This window comes from Escherichia sp. E13S3 (genome assembly GCF_004212325.1).
Taxonomy (GTDB): domain Bacteria; phylum Pseudomonadota; class Gammaproteobacteria; order Enterobacterales; family Enterobacteriaceae; genus Escherichia.
Genome location: NZ_RHJR01000004.1, coordinates 469,086 through 489,511, shown reverse-complemented (window position 1 = coordinate 489,511; position 20,426 = coordinate 469,086). Strand labels below are relative to the sequence as shown.

Sequence of the window (20,426 nt, the reverse complement as noted above, 5' to 3'; positions counted from 1 at the left end):
CCGTCGCGGAAAAATACGGAGGCTTGTGGGAAGGCGGTTATATTGGCGAAATTCCAGTGCGGGATCATCGCAAAACCGAACACGACAATAATGCCGACTTTGACCACCACCATTGGCCCGGAGATAAATATTAATCAAAGCGAATCTTCATTACCTGATCTGGCAAGCGAAGCTGCTCAACAAGAAGAACAAAGTAACAAAGGCAAATCCGTCAAGGAACGTGGTGCCAATTACGTTACCGAGTCCGCCCAGCAGGGCTTCGAGAACCTGACTCCAGAAGCGCTTGAATCCCAGGCGAGAAGCTATCTGCAAGGGCAAATCACATCATCCGCACAGTCTTATATCGAAGGTGCGCTTTCTCCTTATGGTAAAGTTCGCTCTAACCTTTCCATCGGTCAGGATGGCGATCTGGACGGCAGTTCAATCGACTATTTTGTCCCCTGGTATGATAATCAGAGCACGGTCTATTTCAGTCAGTTTTCTGCGCAACGAAAAGAAGAGCGCACGATAGGTAATATAGGTTTAGGCGTAAGACATAATTTTGATAAATGGCTTCTGGGGGGGAATATATTTTATGATTATGATTTCACCCGCGGACATCGCCGTTTAGGCTTAGGAACAGAAGCCTGGACGGATTATTTAAAATTTTCTGGTAACTATTATCATCCGCTTTCAGACTGGAAAGATTCAAAAGATTTTGATTTCTATTTAGAACGACCCGCACGTGGCTGGGATATCCGGGCGGAAGCCTGGTTACCTTCTTATCCGCAGCTGGGGGGCAAAATTGTTTTCGAGCAATATTATGGTGATGAAGTGGCGCTCTTCGGCACCGATAATTTAGAAAAAGATCCCTATGCAGTGACGCTCGGCGTGAACTATCAACCCGTTCCGTTACTGACGGTCGGGACGGACTATAAAGCAGGTACCGGAGATAACAGTGATTTTAGTGTTAACGCCACGATTAACTATCAGTTCGGTGTTCCGCTAAAAGATCAACTGAATAGCGATAACGTCAAAGTCGCTCACTCGCTGATGGGCAGTCGCCATGACTTCGTCGAACGTAATAACTTTATCGTGCTGGAATACAAAGAAAAAGACCCACTTGATGTCACCTTGTGGCTTAAAGCAGACGCCACCAATGAGCACCCGGAATGCGTGATTAAAGACACGCCAGAGGAAGCGGTTGGCCTGGAAAAATGTAAATGGACCATCAACGCGCTGATCAACCACCATTACAAAATTGTCGCCGCCTCGTGGCAGGCGAAAAATAACGCTTCCCGCACGCTGGTCATGCCTGTTGTTAAAGCGAATACCATCACTGAAGGTAACAACAACCACTGGGATCTGGTGCTGCCAGCCTGGCAGTACAGCTCCGATCCCGCCGAACAGGAAAAACTCAATACCTGGCGCGTGCGTCTGGCGCTGGAAGATGAAAAGGGCAACCGGCAAAACTCCGGTGTGGTGGAAATCACCGTGCAGCAGGATCGTAAAATTGAGCTGATCGTCAACAACATCGCAGATGTGCCGGATGAGAACAATCACAGCCACGAAGCCAGCGCCCAGGCAGACGGCGTCGATGGTGTGGTGATGGATCTCGACGTCACCGATAGCTTTGGTGATGACACTGACCGCAACGGCAATGCACTGCCAGAAGATAACCTTTCGCCGCAGCTTTACGATGCGCAGGATAAAAAAGTTACGCTCACCAATAAACCCTGTTCAACCGAGAATCCCTGCGTCTTTATCGCTAAGCAGGATAAAGAAAAAGGCACCGTTACGCTCTCCAGTACGTTACCCGGTACTTTCCGCTGGAAAGCGAGAGCCGCGCCGTATGACGACAGTAACTATGTTGATGTGACTTTCCTCGGCGCGGGGGGCAATGATGTTAATGCCTTTATCTACCGTGTATCTGCAACTAACCCTGTCAATCTTATCGGCAATGAGAAAGAGCATTTGCCTGTTGATAATGCCTATCGCTTTGTCTTGTGGCGCGATGTCAACAACGATGGCGTTTTCCAGCAGTCGGAAAAACTGACGGAAGAGGAAATGGCGCAATACGACTACCAGTGGGAGTTTACCGGGCACAGCGTCAATGGCTACACCGGAGCGCAATCGAATACCAGTAATGAAGATATTGTCATCCCTGCTACTAACGAAGAGGCCGTACAGAAATTTGGCGCCCAAAAAGAAGATGGCGTGCAGGGGTATGGATTACGTGTGGTTTACAGCAAGCATTAGATCGGCGTGCTGGATATTAATCAAGGAGAGAATTGAATGAACAATCATTTAACGCGGCCGATGACGAAAGTCGCGCTGGCGCTGGCTTTAGCGGGATACTGTGCAGTGCCTGCCGCGATGGCTGAAGGGCAGGGTAATCTCAGGGCGGGTCAGTGGCAGTCAGAATCACAAAGTACCGGCACCATTCAGGGGACCGTGCCGTGGATCACTCGTAGCGCATCAGAAACGAGCGATGCTGATAAATCACATGTCGTTATTGCTATTGATCGTGGCAGCCGCACGGTCACAACGGACGGTGATAAGCAGTTTCATGTGGGTGACAAACTGACAGCCAGCTGGGCGATTGGTGATACCCAAGGGGACCTTGATGACAATAACACAGCGACTAAAGCAACCCTCCAGTGGATGAGTTATAGCGACCAGTCAGGCGCGGATCCTAAAGAGATTGGTACCGTAGGGAGCGATACATATACCATCGCGGCTGCGGATGCTGATCGATACATAGGCTTGAAGATCACGCCAACCACGACAACCGGTGATCTGAACGTTGCGGACCAGGTTGTGATGCTTGACCTCTCCACCAATGCAGGTGGTGGTTCTGACAGCGATGATATTCCTGAAGGTCCGGTGTTCGATGATGCAGTCCATGTCGTAATTCACGAAAAAGACATCAATACGAATCTATTGGGTAAAACGACGAAACTCAAAACGAATACCACCTATCAAGTCATGTTGTGGAAAGATAAAAACAACAACAGTACTTATGATGCAGGCGAAGAGGTTACCAGCCAGTACAACTATCGCTGGCGCTTTACCGGAACCAGCCTCCAGTTGGGCACAGCCGGTGGTCTTGTTAATCCGACTTATAACAACAGCGACCTGGTTATCCCTGTTACCAATGCCGAAGCGAAAACCGCGTTCGATTTTGCCGGAAGTGGCGTTGTCCTCGGCAACGATGGTGTCCAGGGCTACGGCTTATCTATCGACTACCAGAGAAAATAATCGTTACCAGCACCATTCCCGTAAGGGAATGGTGTTTTTCCGCGCACTTTGCTTAGCCAGCGTTAAGCAAAGTGGGTTGAGGTGAAAACGAAACTTTAAACGGGCAGGTTTCAATCATGGGTGGGACTTTGAAACTGATAAAAGCGATAACGGCGGTTTTAATGCTATCTCTGATTGCGCCTGCAGCGGCGGCCTTAAAAGGCGGGCAGTGGCAACAATCAGATGCTTCAACCGATGCTATTAACGGTACTCCTCCCATAGCAGACAGCGCCAGCGTGCCCGTTTATCAGGGCAGCGTCCAGCTTGATCCCGCCAAAGAGCATGATGTCGCCAGTGCTGCGACCCCGAGTAGCTTCAGCGTTGACGCCAGCGCGACCAGTATGATGTTAATTAACCCGAGCGACACCGAAGGCGACATGTTCAATAACCCGCCATTACTGCGCTGGCAAAACCAGACGTTGCCTGCCGTCTCGCTGGTCTGGGCAGAGGCTGCCACACCTGATGTGCCACTTAATCCACAACCTCGCCCCGATCGCTCCTTCTGCGCACAAAACCTTGCGGGACATAAGCTGGTGGCGATCCCGCAGTTTGACCCTAAAGAAACGCTCCCGACGCTGAATCTCTTTACCTTTACCGGCGTGCCGAATCAGGGCGCGGTATTGCTCAATGAAAAGCAGGTTACGCTCAATATTGCCCCAGCCCAGGGCGATTTAGTGACGGTGAACGCCAGCGGTTTTGATGATTCGCTAAAGGCAGCAAAAACCACCGTCGGCAGTTCAATAACCTTAACAGTCACCACTAAAAACTGTGAGGGTAACCTGGCAGGAAAGATTCCCTTTGTTATTAAACGGAAAGACGCCTTAAACCGACAGGGGGCGACAAATAATAACGATCCGGTCATCCTGGACAGCACGGAACTTACCACTACGTCGACGGAGTATCGCGGTACGACGGATGTCAACGGTACTGCGACCATCACCGTAACTCAGCCTGCGGGGCCGGGGGTGAAAACGCCGCTGGTGGTCAGCCTGCCGGGAATTACTCAAACCAGCGAAACGGCAGTTATTTTTACCGTATTCACCAGCCCTGACGTACCGCAGGCCAATATGTGGGGGCATATGGCGGATACGCTGAAAGCCCAGCAATACACCTTCAGTCGCCCGAAACTGGCAGCGGAAGTGAGTAATGAGGATGGCACAGTTGGTGACCATAACGAAACCTGGTCAACCTTCAGCTGGAGTGGGGCCGATAACCATTGCGAGATTCTGCCGGGAATGCGCCAGTTTGGCGCGATGGCAACGGTGGTTCCGACTTCAATCCAGGAGGTTGCCGGCTGGCCAATGCAGGGGGATTATTACTGGTCGTCGCTGGCGGGGATAACCGGGCAGCACCATGCGGCAGATGTCTCTAATCGCAGCGAGTCGCAAATGTCAGACAGTGCCCGGTTTCTGGTCAGTTGTGTCGATAAAGAAGCGCCTGATGTGGAGCCGAAAATTGTCCTGACGCCTGCAAATTTTGACGATACGGCGCAGGCGATGAAAGCACATGTTGGCGAGAACGCAGTCATGCGTCTGACCATCACTGACAGTAAAAATAACGATCAGCCGTTAGCCTATTACTATTTTTCCCTGCATCTGGATGATGGTATTAACCGTAAGAATCAATCTGATCCTGCCTGGGAAGCGCATCCGGTACAAATAGCTGGTGGTGCAAATTTGCGACAGGTCGATGTGCATAATTATGAAGGCATTACAGATGCCAATGGCCAGGCCACACTGACGCTAAGCCAGCCCGATGGTGTTGGCGTAAAAACGCATCTTACGGCGGCTATGCGCAGTAATTACAGCGCAACGGATGCCAAAGATGTCATCTTCACTGTTGTCACCAGCCCGGACAGTGAGTATGCCCGCATGTGGGGACATATGAGTAAAGGTATTATCGAAGCTGGTAATCTCTACAAACGTCCGCGGTTAGCGGATGAAACGACCCATGAAATCGGTTCGGTGCGTGAAAATAACGAAGACTGGGCGCTATTTGACCAGAAAACCAGCATGCAAGCGGAATGTGGCGTGGGACATATTCCGTCGCAAATCTCGCTGGAGAGTTTATATGCAGGCCACCAGGGTAACACTATCGGCACGGAGTTCGGATGGCCAACGGTAAACTACGATTATCTCTCTGCGGCACAGTTGCCCGATACACACACATCTGTTGATCTGGCGACGGGGAACGTCGACACCTATTCGGGTTTTAAACCAAATTATCTTACCTGTTCGGCGAACGAACTGGTGGCACACGTGGTAGTGAATACTGACAGAGATATTTCGCCGGATTCGCAGCTTGCTAAAGCGAAAGTGGGGGAGAAAATCACCATGACGGTACATACCGTCAATGGGGTTAATAATAATGCCCCTGTTCCTTATGCCGCTTTTACGATTACCAAAGATATTAGTCTGAACCGTGAAGAGCTATCAACCGGCTATACCGATCCTACCTCTGGGGCAATTACGCTGAACGGTATGCAATATGGCACTGCGCAGTCTTCAATGATTTACTCCGGTATTACAGACGCACGGGGCGTGGCGACGGTCGTTATTGAGCAGCCACAGGGGGTAGGCTTAAAAACCAAACTCATCGTTACCCCCACCAATTCCGCACTGCCAAACACGGTAAACTACTATGTGATTTTTACTGTACCTACCAGCCCCGATGTAACGGGGGCGAAAATGTGGGGACATATGGATGACACGATAAAAGTTGACTCTATGACCTTTACTCGCCCGAAATTAATCTCTGAAGTGAGCGGCGGGCAGAGATCGCAGGCTGAAAATAACGAAGAGTGGGTGCGCGTGGCGCAGACGGATATCGAAAACACCGCTGCCGGAGGATGTGAAATAAATAAAGTTCCGCGTAGGACGCAACTGGCTGCGCTGTATGCAGCCAACGGCAACAACGCGATTCAGACCGTTCACGGATGGCCAACTCAGGACGAAGAGTACTGGAGCAGCACGCCCGCTGATAAAGTGCCGCATCTCTACGCCAACTGGTTGAATGACGGCAGGGTGGTGAATAACAACGAGTTGCCCATTTATCTGAGCTGCCTGACCACGGCGAACCCTTCAGCCAGCAGTATTACTCTGGAGGCAGTAGATCAGGCGCAATGGACCAGCGCTCTGAGTGCCGCGAAACTGAAAAAAGGCGAAACGCTACAGGTGAGGGTGACGATAAAAGATTCGGCAGGCAACCCGATGCCGGATATGCCGTTTACCCTCGGGCGCGGCGATGGCTATACCCGTTCCGGCGAGCGCCATACGGCAGGCAGTGGCGATGGCATCGTTTCTTCCGTGGTTGTCGATGGCGGTCAGCCTGATGAAGTGACGCTAAACGATACCACTACCGTTTATACCGGTATGACTGGCAGCGACGGCAGCAAAATTCTCAATATTACTCGCCCGGATACTCACGGTACCAAAACGACGCTCACCGCCGCGCTCTACTCCGAACCGACCAAAAAAGCGACGCTAGATACCATCTTCACCGTGGTCACCAGCCCGGATAGCGCAAAAGCCAAAATGTGGGGGCATATGCCAGAAACGCTGGAGGCTGGAGGGTTAACCTTTAAACGCCCACTGTTGTTCGCTGAGTTAACTGGTAGCCCTGCGGCAAAACGCAAATCGCCTGAAGAAGATAATGAATTCTGGGCCATGTTTACCGAAGCTCAGGCAGGAAATACCAAAAATAATGGCTGCGGCGTTGACTATATTCCTTCTCATTCCGCACTGGTTGCGCTCTCCGGCAGTTGGCATGGACATGAAGTTGATGGCTGGCCAGTGCTGAAAAATTATGATTCCAGCACACCGGATGAGAAGAGCAACAGCGATCGTAAATATAAAAGCGTGAAACTGAATGACGGCACCAGTAGTAGCCTGGCGTCAGCCGATATGGGGTATCTGACCTGTCAGACGACGGCCAATTCAGTGGCGAGCGCCATCGAATTGAGTTCAGCCCAGACGGCGAAATATGATGGTTTTGAAGCAGTAAAAGTCAGAACCAACTACACAAAGACTGGCGATCTGATCACCATGACGGTGACAACGCGCGATGCCCAGGGGAATCCTAAAGGTGATGTGCCGATTACCCTGAATCATGCTATCACGGAGCCTCGTATTTCTAATTCGACTAATAAAAGCAAAATCACCAATCAGGGATCACTGATTTATATACACGATAGCTACAATAATCCCAGTATCTATCTTGACAACGGTGAGAAGTACTACAGCATGACCGACGGCGAGGGTACGCTCACTCTGACTTTCTGGCAGCAGTATCAAGGCCAGGGGACGCGTATCCCACTAACAGCAGAAATCGATGACGGTCGGGGAATCACATCAAACACCCTGAGTGCTATTTTCACTACCGTGACCAGCCCGGATACGCCAGACGCGAACTTCTGGGGACATATGCCGGAAACCTTAACCGCGAAAAATGGGAAGGTCTTTCATCGACCGTTGTTAAGAGCTGAAGCCGGTTCTTCGGTTTCCTTACTCATCAATAACGAGAGTTGGCAGCGGCTCACTATTAACAATGCGCTGAGTGGCGCACAGGGCGGATGTAAAGATAAGCTTCCTACTATCAACGATTTGCAATCATTATATGAAGCATATCCCTCAGGAGCGATAGAGTCAGAACAGGGCTGGCCGCTGGATAAATCCGCGCCTTCGAAACCGTTTTTCTGGTCGCGGACGGTCTCTTCGAGTGCAAGCTCGACCAGTCCTTCCTATAAGTTTATCGATCTCAGGGCCGGGCTCGTTGGGCTGATAAGTTACACCTCTTCTGAGACGTATTCTCAGACCTGTCTGAACGAAGCTGAATCGGTGGGTAATATTACCCTGTCCGTCGCCCCGGAAAATTGGGACAGCGCGCAGTCTGCCGGAAAGGCGCATAAGGGGATGCCGATTTCTCTGACAATCAAGGTTACGCTCGCCGATGGATCGCCTGCGCCATATGAGTCGGTGGGCATTATGCGCGGCGTCAGTAAAAACCGCCAGGGGGCGGATGCCACCAGTAGCGCTAACACCGATGATTTAGTATTTGATACCTTCGCCCCGGCGCAGTCTATGCAGAATGCCACCATGAACGGGCAGAGCAATGACAGTTATTTGTTTATTCAGACTGATGCACAGGGGCAGGCAACGCTGAATCTCCACCAGGACAACTCGAACGGGTTGAAAACGCCGATAAGCGCCACGGCAATGGGTAGCAGTGCGAGGCCAACCGCCTCGGTTGACGTGATTTTCAGCGTCGTCACCAGCCCGGATACTCCGAAGGCAAACATGTGGGGCCATATGCCGGAAACGGTGAGCGGCGCAGACGGTACAGAGTTTGAGCGGCCAAAACTGTTGGCTGAATTAGGCGCAACCACTGGCGGAGGTATGAATGTCAGTGCGGTGAAATATAATAATGAAGACTGGCCTGCGCTCTATTCGATAGGACAAAGAAGTAACCCCGATGTTGACCCGTGTGAAGATGCGCGCCATCCGTCGCTGGATGAACTTGAATCGTTATACGATCGCTATCCGAATGGCAGCATCGTGGACGCGATTGGCTGGCCGGTGAAACAGGGTGGCTATGCGTGGTGGACCAACGCCACCTGTCCTCCGAAGCCCGGTACGAATGCTTGCGAGTCAATTGATCTGTATACGGAGCAATTGCCTACGAATAAATCTCGCGCCTTCCAGGCGTGCCTGGTGCATCCGCACGTTTCCGTATCGAACGTGACGCTCACATCGACGGCGTTTGATGCCGCTTATCAGGCGGCGGTCGTGAAAAAAGGCGAGGCGATGCCGTTGACCGTGACGGTCAAAGACGGCGCCGGGAAACCGGTGCCGAACGTGGCCTTTACCCTGAAACGCGGCGATGCTTCGCCGCGTAATACGGGGGCGACGTTGTATGGTAATGTGGCAGCAATGGATGATATTACCATTCAGTCATCATCAGGAGCGGCTACCCTGTTAGCTGCCAGTGGGGACAAGATCAGTGGCGTGACGGGGGCAGACGGCACGGCAAGCTTTACGGTTCGCCAGGATAATACGCCAGGTTATAAAACACCACTAACGGTAACACTGGATGAGTACCCAACATTGACAGCAACGATGGACACTATTTTCACCGTATTAACCAGTCCCAATGTTTCTTCTGCGCACTTCTGGGGACACATGGCAGACACGGTAGTGGTGAAAGGTAAAACATTACATCGACCTCTGTTGAAAACAGAATTACCTTCTGATGCGGTTGCTGTGGTGGCACCAAATGCAGTCAACGAAACCTGGGCATTGGGACACAGAGTTGATTCAGGCAAATGGGATATAGCAAAACAGTGTGGAAGTATGAGCAATGCGCCAACGTACAGTGAGTTAGAAACGCTACACACAAGTTTTAGCTCGTTGGGGTGGCCTTCAATTACGCCAAGCTATCCCTATTTATCTTCCGAGCAATGCGGGATGTTTGAAGACACTGGGGGGCAGGATTGTAGTGTAGTTCTGCAAAATAAAGCAGGTTTAATCACCTGCTTTCAGTGATGACACGGTTGTATCTGGTGCTGACTTGGTGATATTGCCAGATGCGATGTTGGCGCATCTTGTCCGACCTACGGATTAGCCGTTTTTTTGCGTGGCTTGCGGGTTTTCGTCACGTCGCTCACTACGCTTACCACAATGCCATCATTTAAACGCGTGGTCATCGTATCGCCCGCTTTTACCTGTTTCACCTGCTTTAACACCGCGCCATCTGCGGCGCTGGTGACGCTATAACCGCGTGCCAGCGTTGACAGTGGGCTAACCGCTTCCAGATGCGTCACCGCATTACCGAAACGTTCACGCGTGGCGCTAAGCTGTGCGCGCAGGGTTTCAGCCAGACGATATTCCAGTTGCTGAATACGCGTTTGCGCGCGATGAATCTGCGACTGTGGATTTTGTTGATTCAGCCGCTGTGTTAATCGCACCTGTTGCTGCCCGGCACGCTTAAGCTGATTTTCCAGCGCAAAGCTCATCCGTTTTTGCAGGCGCTCAAGCATGGTTTGCTGGCGTGCCAGCCGGAGCTGCGGATGCTGTTGCTGTAATCGGTGATGAATCTGCGTAAAGCGACGCGTGCGGTTGGCGAGATAATAATCCATCGCCATCTCCAGCCGTTGACGGGCCGATTGCACCTGGCGCAGTAACTCTTGTTGATTGCGGCTCACCACTTCGGCGGCAGCCGACGGCGTTGGCGCACGTAGATCAGCAACAAAGTCGGCAATCGTCACATCGGTTTCATGCCCGACGGCGCTGACGACCGGAATGCGGCTGGCAAAAATCGCCCGCGCCACGCGCTCGTCGTTAAAGCTCCATAAATCTTCCAGCGAACCACCGCCGCGCCCGACGATCAACACATCGCACTCGTTGCGCTTATTCGCTAGTTCAATGGCGCGAACAATTTGCCCCGGCGCATCATCGCCCTGAACGGCAGTGGGGTAGATGATCACCGGCAGAGACGGATCGCGGCGTTTTAACACATGCAAAATATCATGTAGCGCAGCACCGGTTTTTGAGGTGATCACACCAACGCAATGCGCAGGGGAGGGGAGTGATTTTTTGTATTGCAGATCGAACAAACCTTCAGCCTGCAATTTCGCTTTGAGCTGTTCATACTTCTGTTGCAGCAACCCTTCACCGGCAGGCTGCATACTCTCGACGATTATCTGGTAGTCGCCGCGCGGCTCGTAGAGCGTAATATTTGCGCGAACTAAAACTTGTTGCCCGTGCTGCGGGCGAAAGGTGACCCGGCGGTTGCTGTTGCGGAACATCGCGCAGCGTACCTGGGCGGTATCGTCTTTAAGCGTAAAGTACCAATGACCGGAAGCCGGTTGCGTGAAATTAGAAATTTCGCCGCTGATCCACACTTGCCCCATCTCCTGCTCAAGCAGCAAACGGACGGTCTGATTCAGGCGACTAACCGTAAAAATTGCGGGGGATTGAGATGGTAACATGTGAGCGAGATCAAATTCTAAATCAGCAGGTTATTCAATCGATAGTAACGTGCTGACCGGGGAGCGCAAGCATTATTTGCAAAAAGGGGTAGATGCAATCGGTTACGCTCTGTATAATGCCGCGGCAATATTTATTAACCACTCTGGTCGAGATATTGCCCATGCTACGTATCGCTAAAGAAGCTCTGACGTTTGACGACGTTCTCCTCGTTCCTGCTCATTCTACCGTTCTGCCGAATACTGCTGACCTCAGCACCCAGCTGACGAAAACCATTCGTCTGAATATCCCTATGCTTTCCGCAGCAATGGATACCGTAACGGAAGCGCGCCTGGCTATTGCTCTGGCTCAGGAAGGCGGTATCGGCTTTATCCACAAAAACATGTCCATTGAACGCCAGGCTGAAGAAGTTCGCCGTGTGAAAAAACACGAATCTGGTGTGGTGACTGACCCGCAGACTGTTCTGCCAACCACGACGCTGCGCGAAGTGAAAGAACTGACTGAACGTAACGGTTTTGCGGGCTACCCGGTTGTTACCGAAGAAAACGAACTGGTCGGTATCATCACTGGTCGTGACGTGCGTTTTGTGACCGACCTGAGCCAGCCGGTTAGCGTTTACATGACGCCGAAAGAGCGTCTGGTAACTGTGCGTGAAGGCGAAGCCCGTGAAGTTGTGCTGGCAAAAATGCACGAAAAACGCGTTGAAAAGGCGCTGGTGGTTGATGATGAATTCCACCTGATCGGCATGATCACCGTGAAAGATTTCCAGAAAGCAGAACGTAAACCGAACGCCTGTAAAGACGAACAAGGTCGTCTGCGTGTTGGTGCTGCGGTTGGCGCAGGTGCGGGTAACGAAGAGCGTGTTGATGCGCTGGTTGCCGCAGGCGTTGACGTTCTGCTGATCGACTCCTCTCACGGTCACTCTGAAGGCGTTCTGCAGCGTATCCGTGAAACTCGTGCTAAATATCCGGATCTGCAAATCATCGGCGGCAACGTGGCAACAGCTGCGGGCGCACGCGCTCTGGCAGAAGCAGGTTGCAGCGCGGTTAAAGTGGGTATCGGCCCTGGATCTATCTGTACGACTCGTATTGTTACTGGTGTCGGTGTTCCGCAGATCACTGCCGTTGCTGACGCAGTTGAAGCGCTGGAAGGCACCGGTATTCCGGTTATTGCTGACGGTGGTATTCGCTTCTCCGGCGATATCGCGAAAGCCATCGCCGCTGGTGCAAGCGCGGTGATGGTAGGTTCTATGCTGGCGGGTACTGAAGAATCTCCAGGTGAAATCGAACTCTACCAGGGCCGTTCTTACAAATCTTACCGTGGGATGGGTTCTCTGGGCGCGATGTCCAAAGGTTCCTCTGACCGTTACTTCCAGAGCGACAACGCTGCCGACAAACTGGTTCCGGAAGGTATCGAAGGTCGCGTAGCCTACAAAGGTCGTCTGAAAGAGATCATTCACCAGCAGATGGGCGGCCTGCGCTCCTGTATGGGCCTGACTGGCTGTGGTACTATCGACGAACTGCGTACTAAAGCGGAGTTTGTACGTATCAGCGGTGCGGGTATTCAGGAAAGCCACGTTCACGACGTGACCATCACCAAAGAGTCCCCGAACTACCGTCTGGGCTCCTGATTCTCTTCGCCCGACTTCATGTCGGGCGATTTATATTATCTGTTTCACTTGCCTCGGAATAAGCGTCAATGACGGAAAACATTCATAAGCATCGCATCCTCATTCTGGACTTCGGTTCTCAGTACACTCAACTGGTTGCGCGCCGCGTGCGTGAGCTGGGTGTTTACTGCGAACTGTGGGCGTGGGATGTGACAGAAGCACAAATTCGTGACTTCAATCCAAGCGGCATTATTCTTTCCGGCGGCCCGGAAAGTACTACTGAAGAAAACAGTCCGCGTGCGCCGCAGTATGTCTTTGAAGCAGGCGTACCGGTATTCGGCGTTTGCTATGGCATGCAGACCATGGCAATGCAGTTGGGCGGTCACGTTGAAGCCTCTAACGAACGTGAATTTGGCTACGCGCAGGTTGAAGTCGTAAACGACAGCGCACTGGTTCGCGGTATCGAAGATGCGCTGACCGCAGACGGTAAACCGCTGCTCGATGTCTGGATGAGCCACGGCGATAAAGTTACCGCTATCCCGTCCGACTTCGTCACCGTAGCCAGCACCGAAAGCTGCCCGTTTGCCATTATGGCTAACGAAGAAAAACGCTTCTACGGCGTGCAGTTCCACCCGGAAGTGACTCACACCCGCCAGGGTATGCGCATGCTGGAGCGTTTTGTACTGGATATCTGTCAGTGTGAAGCCCTGTGGACGCCAGCAAAAATTATCGACGACGCCGTAGCCCGCATTCGCGAGCAGGTGGGCGACGATAAAGTAATCCTCGGCCTCTCTGGTGGCGTGGATTCCTCCGTAACCGCAATGCTGCTGCACCGCGCTATCGGTAAAAACCTGACTTGCGTATTCGTCGACAACGGCCTGCTGCGTCTCAATGAAGCAGAGCAGGTTCTGGATATGTTTGGCGATCACTTTGGGCTGAACATTGTTCACGTTCCGGCAGAAGATCGCTTCCTGTCAGCGCTGGCTGGAGAAAACGATCCAGAAGCAAAACGTAAAATCATCGGTCGCGTTTTCGTTGAAGTATTCGATGAAGAAGCGCTGAAACTGGAAGATGTGAAGTGGCTGGCGCAGGGGACTATCTATCCTGACGTTATCGAATCTGCCGCGTCTGCAACCGGTAAAGCACACGTCATCAAATCTCACCACAACGTGGGTGGCCTGCCGAAAGAGATGAAGATGGGCCTGGTTGAACCGCTGAAAGAGCTGTTCAAAGACGAAGTGCGTAAGATTGGTCTGGAGCTGGGCCTGCCGTACGACATGCTGTACCGTCACCCGTTCCCGGGGCCGGGCCTTGGCGTTCGTGTGCTGGGCGAAGTGAAGAAAGAGTACTGTGACCTGCTGCGCCGTGCTGACGCCATCTTCATTGAAGAACTGCGTAAAGCGGACCTGTACGACAAAGTCAGCCAGGCGTTCACCGTCTTCCTGCCAGTACGTTCCGTTGGCGTAATGGGCGATGGTCGTAAGTATGACTGGGTTGTCTCTCTGCGTGCTGTCGAAACCATCGACTTTATGACCGCACACTGGGCGCACCTGCCGTACGACTTCCTCGGCCGCGTTTCCAACCGCATTATCAATGAAGTGAACGGTATTTCCCGCGTGGTGTATGACATTAGCGGCAAGCCGCCAGCGACTATTGAGTGGGAATGATTTAATTCCTGCACTATGAATGAACAAAACCCTCTGTTGCTACAGAGGGTTTTTTATATTGCTGACTAAAGTCAACAATATAAAAAAGCCTATAATCCCCACGAATCATAGGCTTGAAGTGACTGACATCGATTAATTAAACCAACTGTCCGATTTATTCTCTTCTGCTTTACCCACGCTTTTCATCAAATCGCGACCACCTTCTGTCACATTCCTGTTAGCGTCAGCTTCAGATTGCACGACATCAGTTTGCGCGGCTTTGTGCTTCAGCTCCTGATCGATAAATTCGTTCTCGCGCTTAACGCGGGCTTCTTCTTTCGCCAGCGCTAGTTTTTGTTTCTGAATCTCTAAACTGCGCAGCTCATCTTCATAACTTTGATCGCGTTTTTTATCCGCAGTGGCTTCGGCGTCCAGTTTATCCTGGCGAGCTTTCTTATCCGCTGCTGCTGCCGCCGCTCTTTTATTGGCGGCGGCCTGAGCGTTTGCACTCCGTTGTTTCTCTTGCTGAATTTCCCTGTTGCGCTCTGCTACCCATTCGTCATGCTGTCTTTGCTCTTCATTTTTACCTTGCTGTTCAGCTTCAGCGACAGCTGAAAGCTGATCCTGTAATGAAGAGGCGAAAGCCGAGCTACTAACAGCGGCTAAAATGGCGCAAAGAAAAACTTTCTTCATGAGTCCTCCTGATTGTTATCTTTTTTCAGGACATTTTGTGTTTGGCTGAATGCGTGTTTCGTTATACGTAGTGGTAATAACAACGGCTAAACCCGTTGTGAACTGACACTCTTTACCCACTTGAGTAGAGGTATACACCTTGGTCCCTTCTTTATAGGTTAACGAAACCCCTTCCACTAACGTCTTATCATCCACCATAGAACCTGCAGCCGCACCTACGGCACCGCCGCCAACTGCACCCGCAGTAGTACCTGAATTGCTGCCAGACCCTACGTTATGTCCAATCACACCGCCAGCGACAGCACCAATCAGTGCGCCAAACGTCTGTGCTGCCCTTTTATTTTCCGAATTATCTACCGCTACTTTTGCAGGTAGAATGGAAATGATATTAACGGTTTTGGTTTCTTGTTTGGTATTCAGTTGATCAGTTTGATAAACATCGGCGGCATGATCGTCAGCATTTGATTGGCATCCTGCCAACATGGATGACGCTAAAATTGCCACAGGCAGAAGACATTTTTTAAATTTCATCACTATTCCTTGTTATAGACTTTACGAAAAACAAGACATTTAAGATCATCGAAAGAGGAAAGTAAATGTATAGACTATGGAGGAATAGATTAAATTTATTTGAATTCATTGAGTAAATAAATACGCGTTAACGCATAATAAAAACATATATATTATGTCTAATATACATTGCATCTTATTGCAGAATGATTCGAAATCAGGACAAAGAGGTAAAATTTAGATAAATAAATGCCTGCCGCTTTGATAACAACAAAGAGCAACCGTGTCTGACAGCATTGAGCCGTCTTGTTCAGTAAAGGTGACGAAGGTAATCGCTAACGTTGTACCGGGGATTCGATAGAGAGTGTGGATTGCTGAGCTTCTTTTTTGCTCTGATGATGCTGCCAGGCGCCAACGGACGAGTAGATAAAGCGGCCAAAGAAGAAGAGAAAGCTGATAAGCAATACGATACGAGTCATGCGACTGTTAAATCGGTGTCGTTTTCGCATACTGGTTGGCTGACTCACAAAGGGTTCCTCAAGGTATGTCCATATCATGGACGGTACTTACATTAAGGCATACCCAGACGCAATGGTCAATTGTTCATTATGTAAAAAAGCGTTAGCTGATACATGTTTTAATGTTATGGAAGTTAATTTAATTATTTACAACAATGATGTAATAATGACGAGCTAACATTATAAACGTAATAATTCATTAATTAGGGTAATTTTGTTTGATATATATCAATTGGAACTTTCATATGACACTTAAAATCAATGCTCCTTAATAGCGATGAATAATCATCCATCGAAGTCAGGTGGGATGCCTGTCTGAATACACCCTTTCAGGATGTAGGGGGTTCTGCTGAGCATCTATGAAATTGAATGCAACTTATATAAATATACGTGATAAATGGTGGGGGCTTCCGCTGATCCTGCCGTCTATAATCTTGCCTTTTTTCGCCCATATAAATACTTTCGCACATATTTCTTCTGGTGAAGTTTTTCTCTTTTATCTGCCGCTTGCGCTGATGATCAGCATGATGATGTTTTTTAGCTGGGCAGCATTACCAGGTATTGCTTTAGGGATTTTTGTTCGTAAGTATGCCGAACTTGGTTTTTATGAAACGCTCTCGTTAACGGTTAATTTCATTATCATTATTATTCTTTGTTGGGGGGGCTATAAGGTGTTTACGCCCCGGCGTAACAACGTTTCACATGGTGATACCCGCTTAATTTCCCAGCGCATTTTTTGGCAGATTGTTTTCCCTGCAACGTTGTTTCTGGTGCTCTTCCAGTTTGCTGCGTTTGTAGGTTTACTGGCGAGCAGAACAAATCTGGTTGGCGTCATGCCCTTAAATCTGGGAACCTTAATCAATTACCAGGCCTTGCTGGTGGGTAATCTGATAGGCGTCCCGCTTTGCTACTTCATCATTCGTTCTGTACGAAATCCATTTTATTTACGAAGTTATTATTCTCAATTAAAACAACAGATTGACAGTAAAGTTACAAAAAAAGAGTTCGCGCTGTGGTTGCTTGCTCTGGGCGCATTGTTATTTCTGCTATGTATGCCTTTAAATGAAAAAAGCACAATTTTCAGCACCAACTATACCTTGTCGTTATTGCTGCCGCTGATGATGTGGGGAGCGATGCGTTATGGCTACAAGCTGATCTCGTTGCTCTGGGCAATAGTGCTGATGATCAGTATTCATAGCTACCAGAATTATATTCCCCTTTATCATGGGTATACCACTCAACTAACCATAACCTCCTCCAGCTATCTGGTATTTTCTTTTATCGTCAATTACATGGCTGTTCTGGCAACGCGTCAACGAGCGGTGACCAGACGCATTCAGCGACTGGCTTACGTGGACCCGGTTGTTCATCTGCCGAATATCCGCGCTTTGAATCGCGCGCTGCGTGATGCGCCCTGGTCCGCGCTATGTTATTTACGCATTCCCGGTATGGAAATGCTGGTAAAGAACTATGGCATCATGTTGCGTATCCAATACAAACAAAAGCTTTCACATTGGCTGGCACCTTTACTGGAACCCGGAGAAGACGTTTATCAGCTTTCTGGCAATGATCTCGCGCTGCGATTGAATACAGAGTCTCACCAGGAGCGCATTATCGCATTGGATAACCATCTTAAGCAGTTTCGTTTCTTTTGGGATGATATGCCATTGCAACCACAGATTGGTGTCAGTTATTGCTATGTCCGTTCGCCAGTGAATCATATTTATTTGCTGTTAGGTGAGCTAAGTACGGTTGCTGAACTCTCTATAGTGACTAATGCCCCGGAAAATATGCAGCGTCGCGGAGCAATGTATCTGCAACGAGAATTAAAAGACAAAGTGGCAATGATGAATCGGCTCCAGCAGGCGCTTGAGCACGACGATTTTTGCCTTATGGCCCAGCCAATTATTGGAGTGCGCGGCGATGTCTATCATGAAATTTTGCTGCGTATGAGAGGGGAGAATGATGAACTCATCAATCCTGATAATTTCTTGCCGGTTGCACATGAATTTGGTTTATCGTCCAGTATCGACATGTGGGTCATCGAACATACATTGCAGTTTATGGGGGAAAATAAAGAGAAAATGCCCGCCCAACGATTTGCGATTAATTTGTCGCCAACTTCAGTTTGTCAGGCTCGCTTTCCTGTTAAAATGAGTAAGTTATTGGCGAAATACCAAATAGAGGCGTGGCAGCTTATCTTTGAAGTCACCGAAAGTAATGCCCTTACCAATGTTAAGCAGGCACAGAACACGTTACAACATCTGCAGGAGTTAGGATGCCAGATTGCTATTGATGATTTCGGTACCGGATACGCAAGCTATGCACGGCTAAAAAATGTGAATGCCAATTTATTAAAAATTGATGGCAGCTTCATCCGTAATATTGCCTCGAATAGCCTGGATTACCAGATAGTGGCATCGATTTGTCATCTGGCACGAATGAAGAAAATGCAAGTGGTTGCGGAGTATGTTGAAAATGAAGAGATTCGCAAAGCCGTACACTCTTTGGGTATTGATTACCTGCAAGGCTCTTTGATTGGTGAACCGCAGCCGTTAATTGCGATTACGGCTGAAAGAGAACCTGTTCGAGAAAGCGCGTAATTCATTTGGGCCAACACAACAGGTTGGCCCGTTTTCATTTCATATTAAGCCGCGATTTCCGGCGTGCTTTCTTCTTCAATTTTTAACCGCCAGCCACTCACGCCTTCCCAGTATTCTTGCTCCTTTTCCAGATCAAGCAATACCAGCGCGTTTTGGCTAAACCAGTCATGTGGAAAACGTAGCGTCCAGTGGCTGTCATCAGTAATAAGAGTCAATGTCGGCGGTGTCGTGGTTGCCTGACGTTGATTGTTAAGTAATACGCCAAGGCGCAACAGTTGAATTAACGGCAGGAACTGTTTTTTCTTAAACAGCGTAAAGCGCGGCAGATCGTCGAGCTTAATCGCTTTACGATGATAACGCACCAGCGTCGCCATCATCAGTTGTTGTTCCTGATTAAATCCTGGCAAGTCGCTGTTTTGCAGGATATACGCCGAATGGCGATGAAGGCCGCTATGATTAATGCTTAGTCCGACTTCATGCAGCATGGCGGCCCAGCGCAGTAATGCTTCCAGTTGTGGATGCGCCAGCTTCGGTTGCTGTTCCCGCCATTGTTCGTACATTTGCATAGTTGTGTCGAGCACCCGTCGGGCCTGTTCACTGTCAATGTGATACTGGTTGGCCAGGCTGCTGGCGGTGCGGCTACGCACATCCTGATGACGAAAACGTCCTTCCATTTCATACAAAACGCCTTCACGCAGCGCCCCGTCAGAAAGCCGCAGTTCACGAATGGCTAAGGCATCAAATACACCACACAAAATCGCCAGACCAGGAACAAAAACCGTTTTCCGTTCTTCCGACAGACCCGGCAAACTTAACGCCGAGAAATTACGATGACGCAATACTTCTTTCACCAGTTTATCGAGGCGCTCTGGTGTAATGATGCCGTCTTTCTCGCCCATTTCCAGCAACACTTCATGGGCGGCTTTAATCGTGCCGGAAGCTCCCATTGCAACGTTCCAGCCCTGAATACGGAATTGCCAGGTTAATGTTTCCAGTTTTTGTGCAGCCGCCATGCGTGCGCGCTGAAAATGCTCTTTATTGATGACCCCGCCCGGAAAATAAAGCTGGGCAAAGCTAACGCAACCCATCCGGCGGCTTTCGACGAGAATCGGTTCGAAATTTTCTCCAATTACCAGCTCCGTTGAGCCGCCGCCAATATCAATAACCAGTTTGCGACCTTTTTCCGGCTGGGTATGTTCCACACCCATAAAAATCAGACGAGCTTCTTCGTTGCCGGAAATAATTTCAATCGGATAGGGAATAACCTTTTCGGCGCGTTTCAGAAAATCAGTAGCGTTCAGCGCCTGACGCAGTGTATGTGTCCCGACAATGCAAACACTAGAGGGAGAGAAACCTTGCAAGCGTTCGGCAAACAGCGACAGACAGCTTAAACCGCGCGTCATCGCCTCCTCACTCAACATATTATCTGGCCCCAGACCATCTGCCAGGTGTACCCGTTGTTTCAGGCGGCCAATAATCTGCATGGCGCCATCCACCACACGGGCAATAACCATGTGGAAACTGTTTGAACCAAGATCGACCGCAGCAAACTCCTGCGGGCGAGGGGATTTGTCGTGTATTGGCAT

General features: G+C 50.0%; 12 protein-coding genes and 1 pseudogene. 7 read left to right on the top strand and 6 right to left on the bottom strand.

The window, feature by feature from the left end:
* Nucleotides 1-125, bottom strand: a pseudogene (locus tag D9597_RS23295) (hypothetical protein); the annotation flags it as partial.
* On the opposite strand from D9597_RS23295, the gene sinH reads away from it, so the two are divergent.
* From sinH to D9597_RS07550, 3 genes are all read left to right on the top strand, one after another.
* Complete coding sequence (gene sinH / locus D9597_RS07560) at nucleotides 91-2,238, top strand: intimin-like inverse autotransporter SinH (protein ID WP_130222024.1); 2,148 nt, start codon at nucleotides 91-93, stop codon at nucleotides 2,236-2,238. The pseudogene D9597_RS23295 and the gene sinH sit on opposite strands and share 35 nt — an antisense overlap.
* A 36-nt stretch (nucleotides 2,239-2,274) precedes the next feature.
* Nucleotides 2,275-3,240: a SinI family autotransporter-associated protein gene (locus D9597_RS07555; RefSeq protein ID WP_130222023.1), complete on the top strand. Its 966-nt coding sequence runs from the start codon at nucleotides 2,275-2,277 to the stop codon at nucleotides 3,238-3,240.
* Between the two features lie 116 nt (nucleotides 3,241-3,356).
* A complete protein-coding gene (locus D9597_RS07550) occupies nucleotides 3,357-9,818 on the top strand; it encodes a DUF823 domain-containing adhesin (protein WP_130222022.1) in 6,462 nt (2,153 codons plus the stop codon).
* Nucleotides 9,819-9,886: 68 nt separating this feature from the next.
* Here the strand turns inward: D9597_RS07550 and xseA are convergent, their stop codons facing one another.
* Nucleotides 9,887-11,263 carry an exodeoxyribonuclease VII large subunit gene (xseA, locus tag D9597_RS07545; protein ID WP_130222021.1) on the bottom strand — a complete coding sequence of 459 codons (1,377 nt, stop codon included), beginning with the start codon at nucleotides 11,261-11,263 and terminating at the stop codon, nucleotides 9,887-9,889.
* A 161-nt stretch (nucleotides 11,264-11,424) separates the two neighbouring features.
* Here xseA and guaB point away from each other — a divergent pair, with 161 nt between their 5' ends.
* Together guaB and guaA are read left to right on the top strand one after the other, a co-directional pair.
* On the top strand, nucleotides 11,425-12,891 hold the full coding sequence (gene guaB / locus D9597_RS07540; RefSeq protein ID WP_001296289.1) for an IMP dehydrogenase: 1,467 nt from the start codon (nucleotides 11,425-11,427) through the stop codon (nucleotides 12,889-12,891).
* Between the two features lie 68 nt (nucleotides 12,892-12,959).
* Nucleotides 12,960-14,537: a glutamine-hydrolyzing GMP synthase gene (guaA, locus tag D9597_RS07535; protein WP_130222020.1), complete on the top strand. Its 1,578-nt coding sequence runs from the start codon at nucleotides 12,960-12,962 to the stop codon at nucleotides 14,535-14,537.
* Nucleotides 14,538-14,669: 132 nt separating this feature from the next.
* On the opposite strand, the gene D9597_RS07530 is transcribed toward guaA, so the two are convergent.
* The 3 genes from D9597_RS07530 to D9597_RS07520 all read right to left on the bottom strand — a co-directional run bounded on the left by D9597_RS07530 (nucleotide 14,670) and on the right by D9597_RS07520 (nucleotide 16,246).
* Complete coding sequence (locus D9597_RS07530) at nucleotides 14,670-15,209, bottom strand: DUF5384 family protein (protein ID WP_130222019.1); 540 nt, start codon at nucleotides 15,207-15,209, stop codon at nucleotides 14,670-14,672.
* 15 nt (nucleotides 15,210-15,224) lie between these two features.
* Complete coding sequence (locus D9597_RS07525) at nucleotides 15,225-15,743, bottom strand: glycine zipper 2TM domain-containing protein (protein WP_165383533.1); 519 nt, start codon at nucleotides 15,741-15,743, stop codon at nucleotides 15,225-15,227.
* Nucleotides 15,744-16,054: 311 nt separating this feature from the next.
* Complete coding sequence (locus tag D9597_RS07520; protein WP_165382789.1) at nucleotides 16,055-16,246, bottom strand: YfgG family protein; 192 nt, start codon at nucleotides 16,244-16,246, stop codon at nucleotides 16,055-16,057.
* Between the two features lie 28 nt (nucleotides 16,247-16,274).
* On the opposite strand from D9597_RS07520, the gene D9597_RS23090 reads away from it, so the two are divergent.
* Nucleotides 16,275-16,415, top strand: a complete 141-nt coding sequence (locus D9597_RS23090) for a hypothetical protein (protein ID WP_165383135.1) — start codon at nucleotides 16,275-16,277, stop codon at nucleotides 16,413-16,415.
* 181 nt (nucleotides 16,416-16,596) lie between these two features.
* Nucleotides 16,597-18,840: a sensor domain-containing phosphodiesterase gene (locus D9597_RS07515; RefSeq protein ID WP_130222017.1), complete on the top strand. Its 2,244-nt coding sequence runs from the start codon at nucleotides 16,597-16,599 to the stop codon at nucleotides 18,838-18,840.
* A 44-nt stretch (nucleotides 18,841-18,884) separates the two neighbouring features.
* On the opposite strand, the gene ppx is transcribed toward D9597_RS07515, so the two are convergent.
* A complete protein-coding gene (gene ppx, locus D9597_RS07510) occupies nucleotides 18,885-20,426 on the bottom strand; it encodes an exopolyphosphatase (protein WP_130222016.1) in 1,542 nt (513 codons plus the stop codon).

Bases quoted from the DNA above. Each gene is read 5' to 3' on its own strand.
- xseA (WP_130222021.1), bottom strand. From the start codon at position 11,263: ATGTTACCATCTCAATCCCCCGCAATTTTTACGGTTAGTCGCCTGAAT.
- ppx (WP_130222016.1), bottom strand. From the start codon at position 20,426: ATGCCAATACACGACAAATCCCCTCGCCCGCAGGAGTTTGCTGCGGTC.
- D9597_RS07550 (WP_130222022.1), top strand. From the start codon at position 3,357: ATGGGTGGGACTTTGAAACTGATAAAAGCGATAACGGCGGTTTTAATG.
- D9597_RS07555 (WP_130222023.1), top strand. From the start codon at position 2,275: ATGAACAATCATTTAACGCGGCCGATGACGAAAGTCGCGCTGGCGCTG.
- sinH (WP_130222024.1), top strand. From the start codon at position 91: ATGCCGACTTTGACCACCACCATTGGCCCGGAGATAAATATTAATCAA.
- D9597_RS07530 (WP_130222019.1), bottom strand. From the start codon at position 15,209: ATGAAGAAAGTTTTTCTTTGCGCCATTTTAGCCGCTGTTAGTAGCTCG.
- D9597_RS23090 (WP_165383135.1), top strand. From the start codon at position 16,275: ATGGACGGTACTTACATTAAGGCATACCCAGACGCAATGGTCAATTGT.
- D9597_RS07515 (WP_130222017.1), top strand. From the start codon at position 16,597: ATGAAATTGAATGCAACTTATATAAATATACGTGATAAATGGTGGGGG.
- guaB (WP_001296289.1), top strand. From the start codon at position 11,425: ATGCTACGTATCGCTAAAGAAGCTCTGACGTTTGACGACGTTCTCCTC.
- guaA (WP_130222020.1), top strand. From the start codon at position 12,960: ATGACGGAAAACATTCATAAGCATCGCATCCTCATTCTGGACTTCGGT.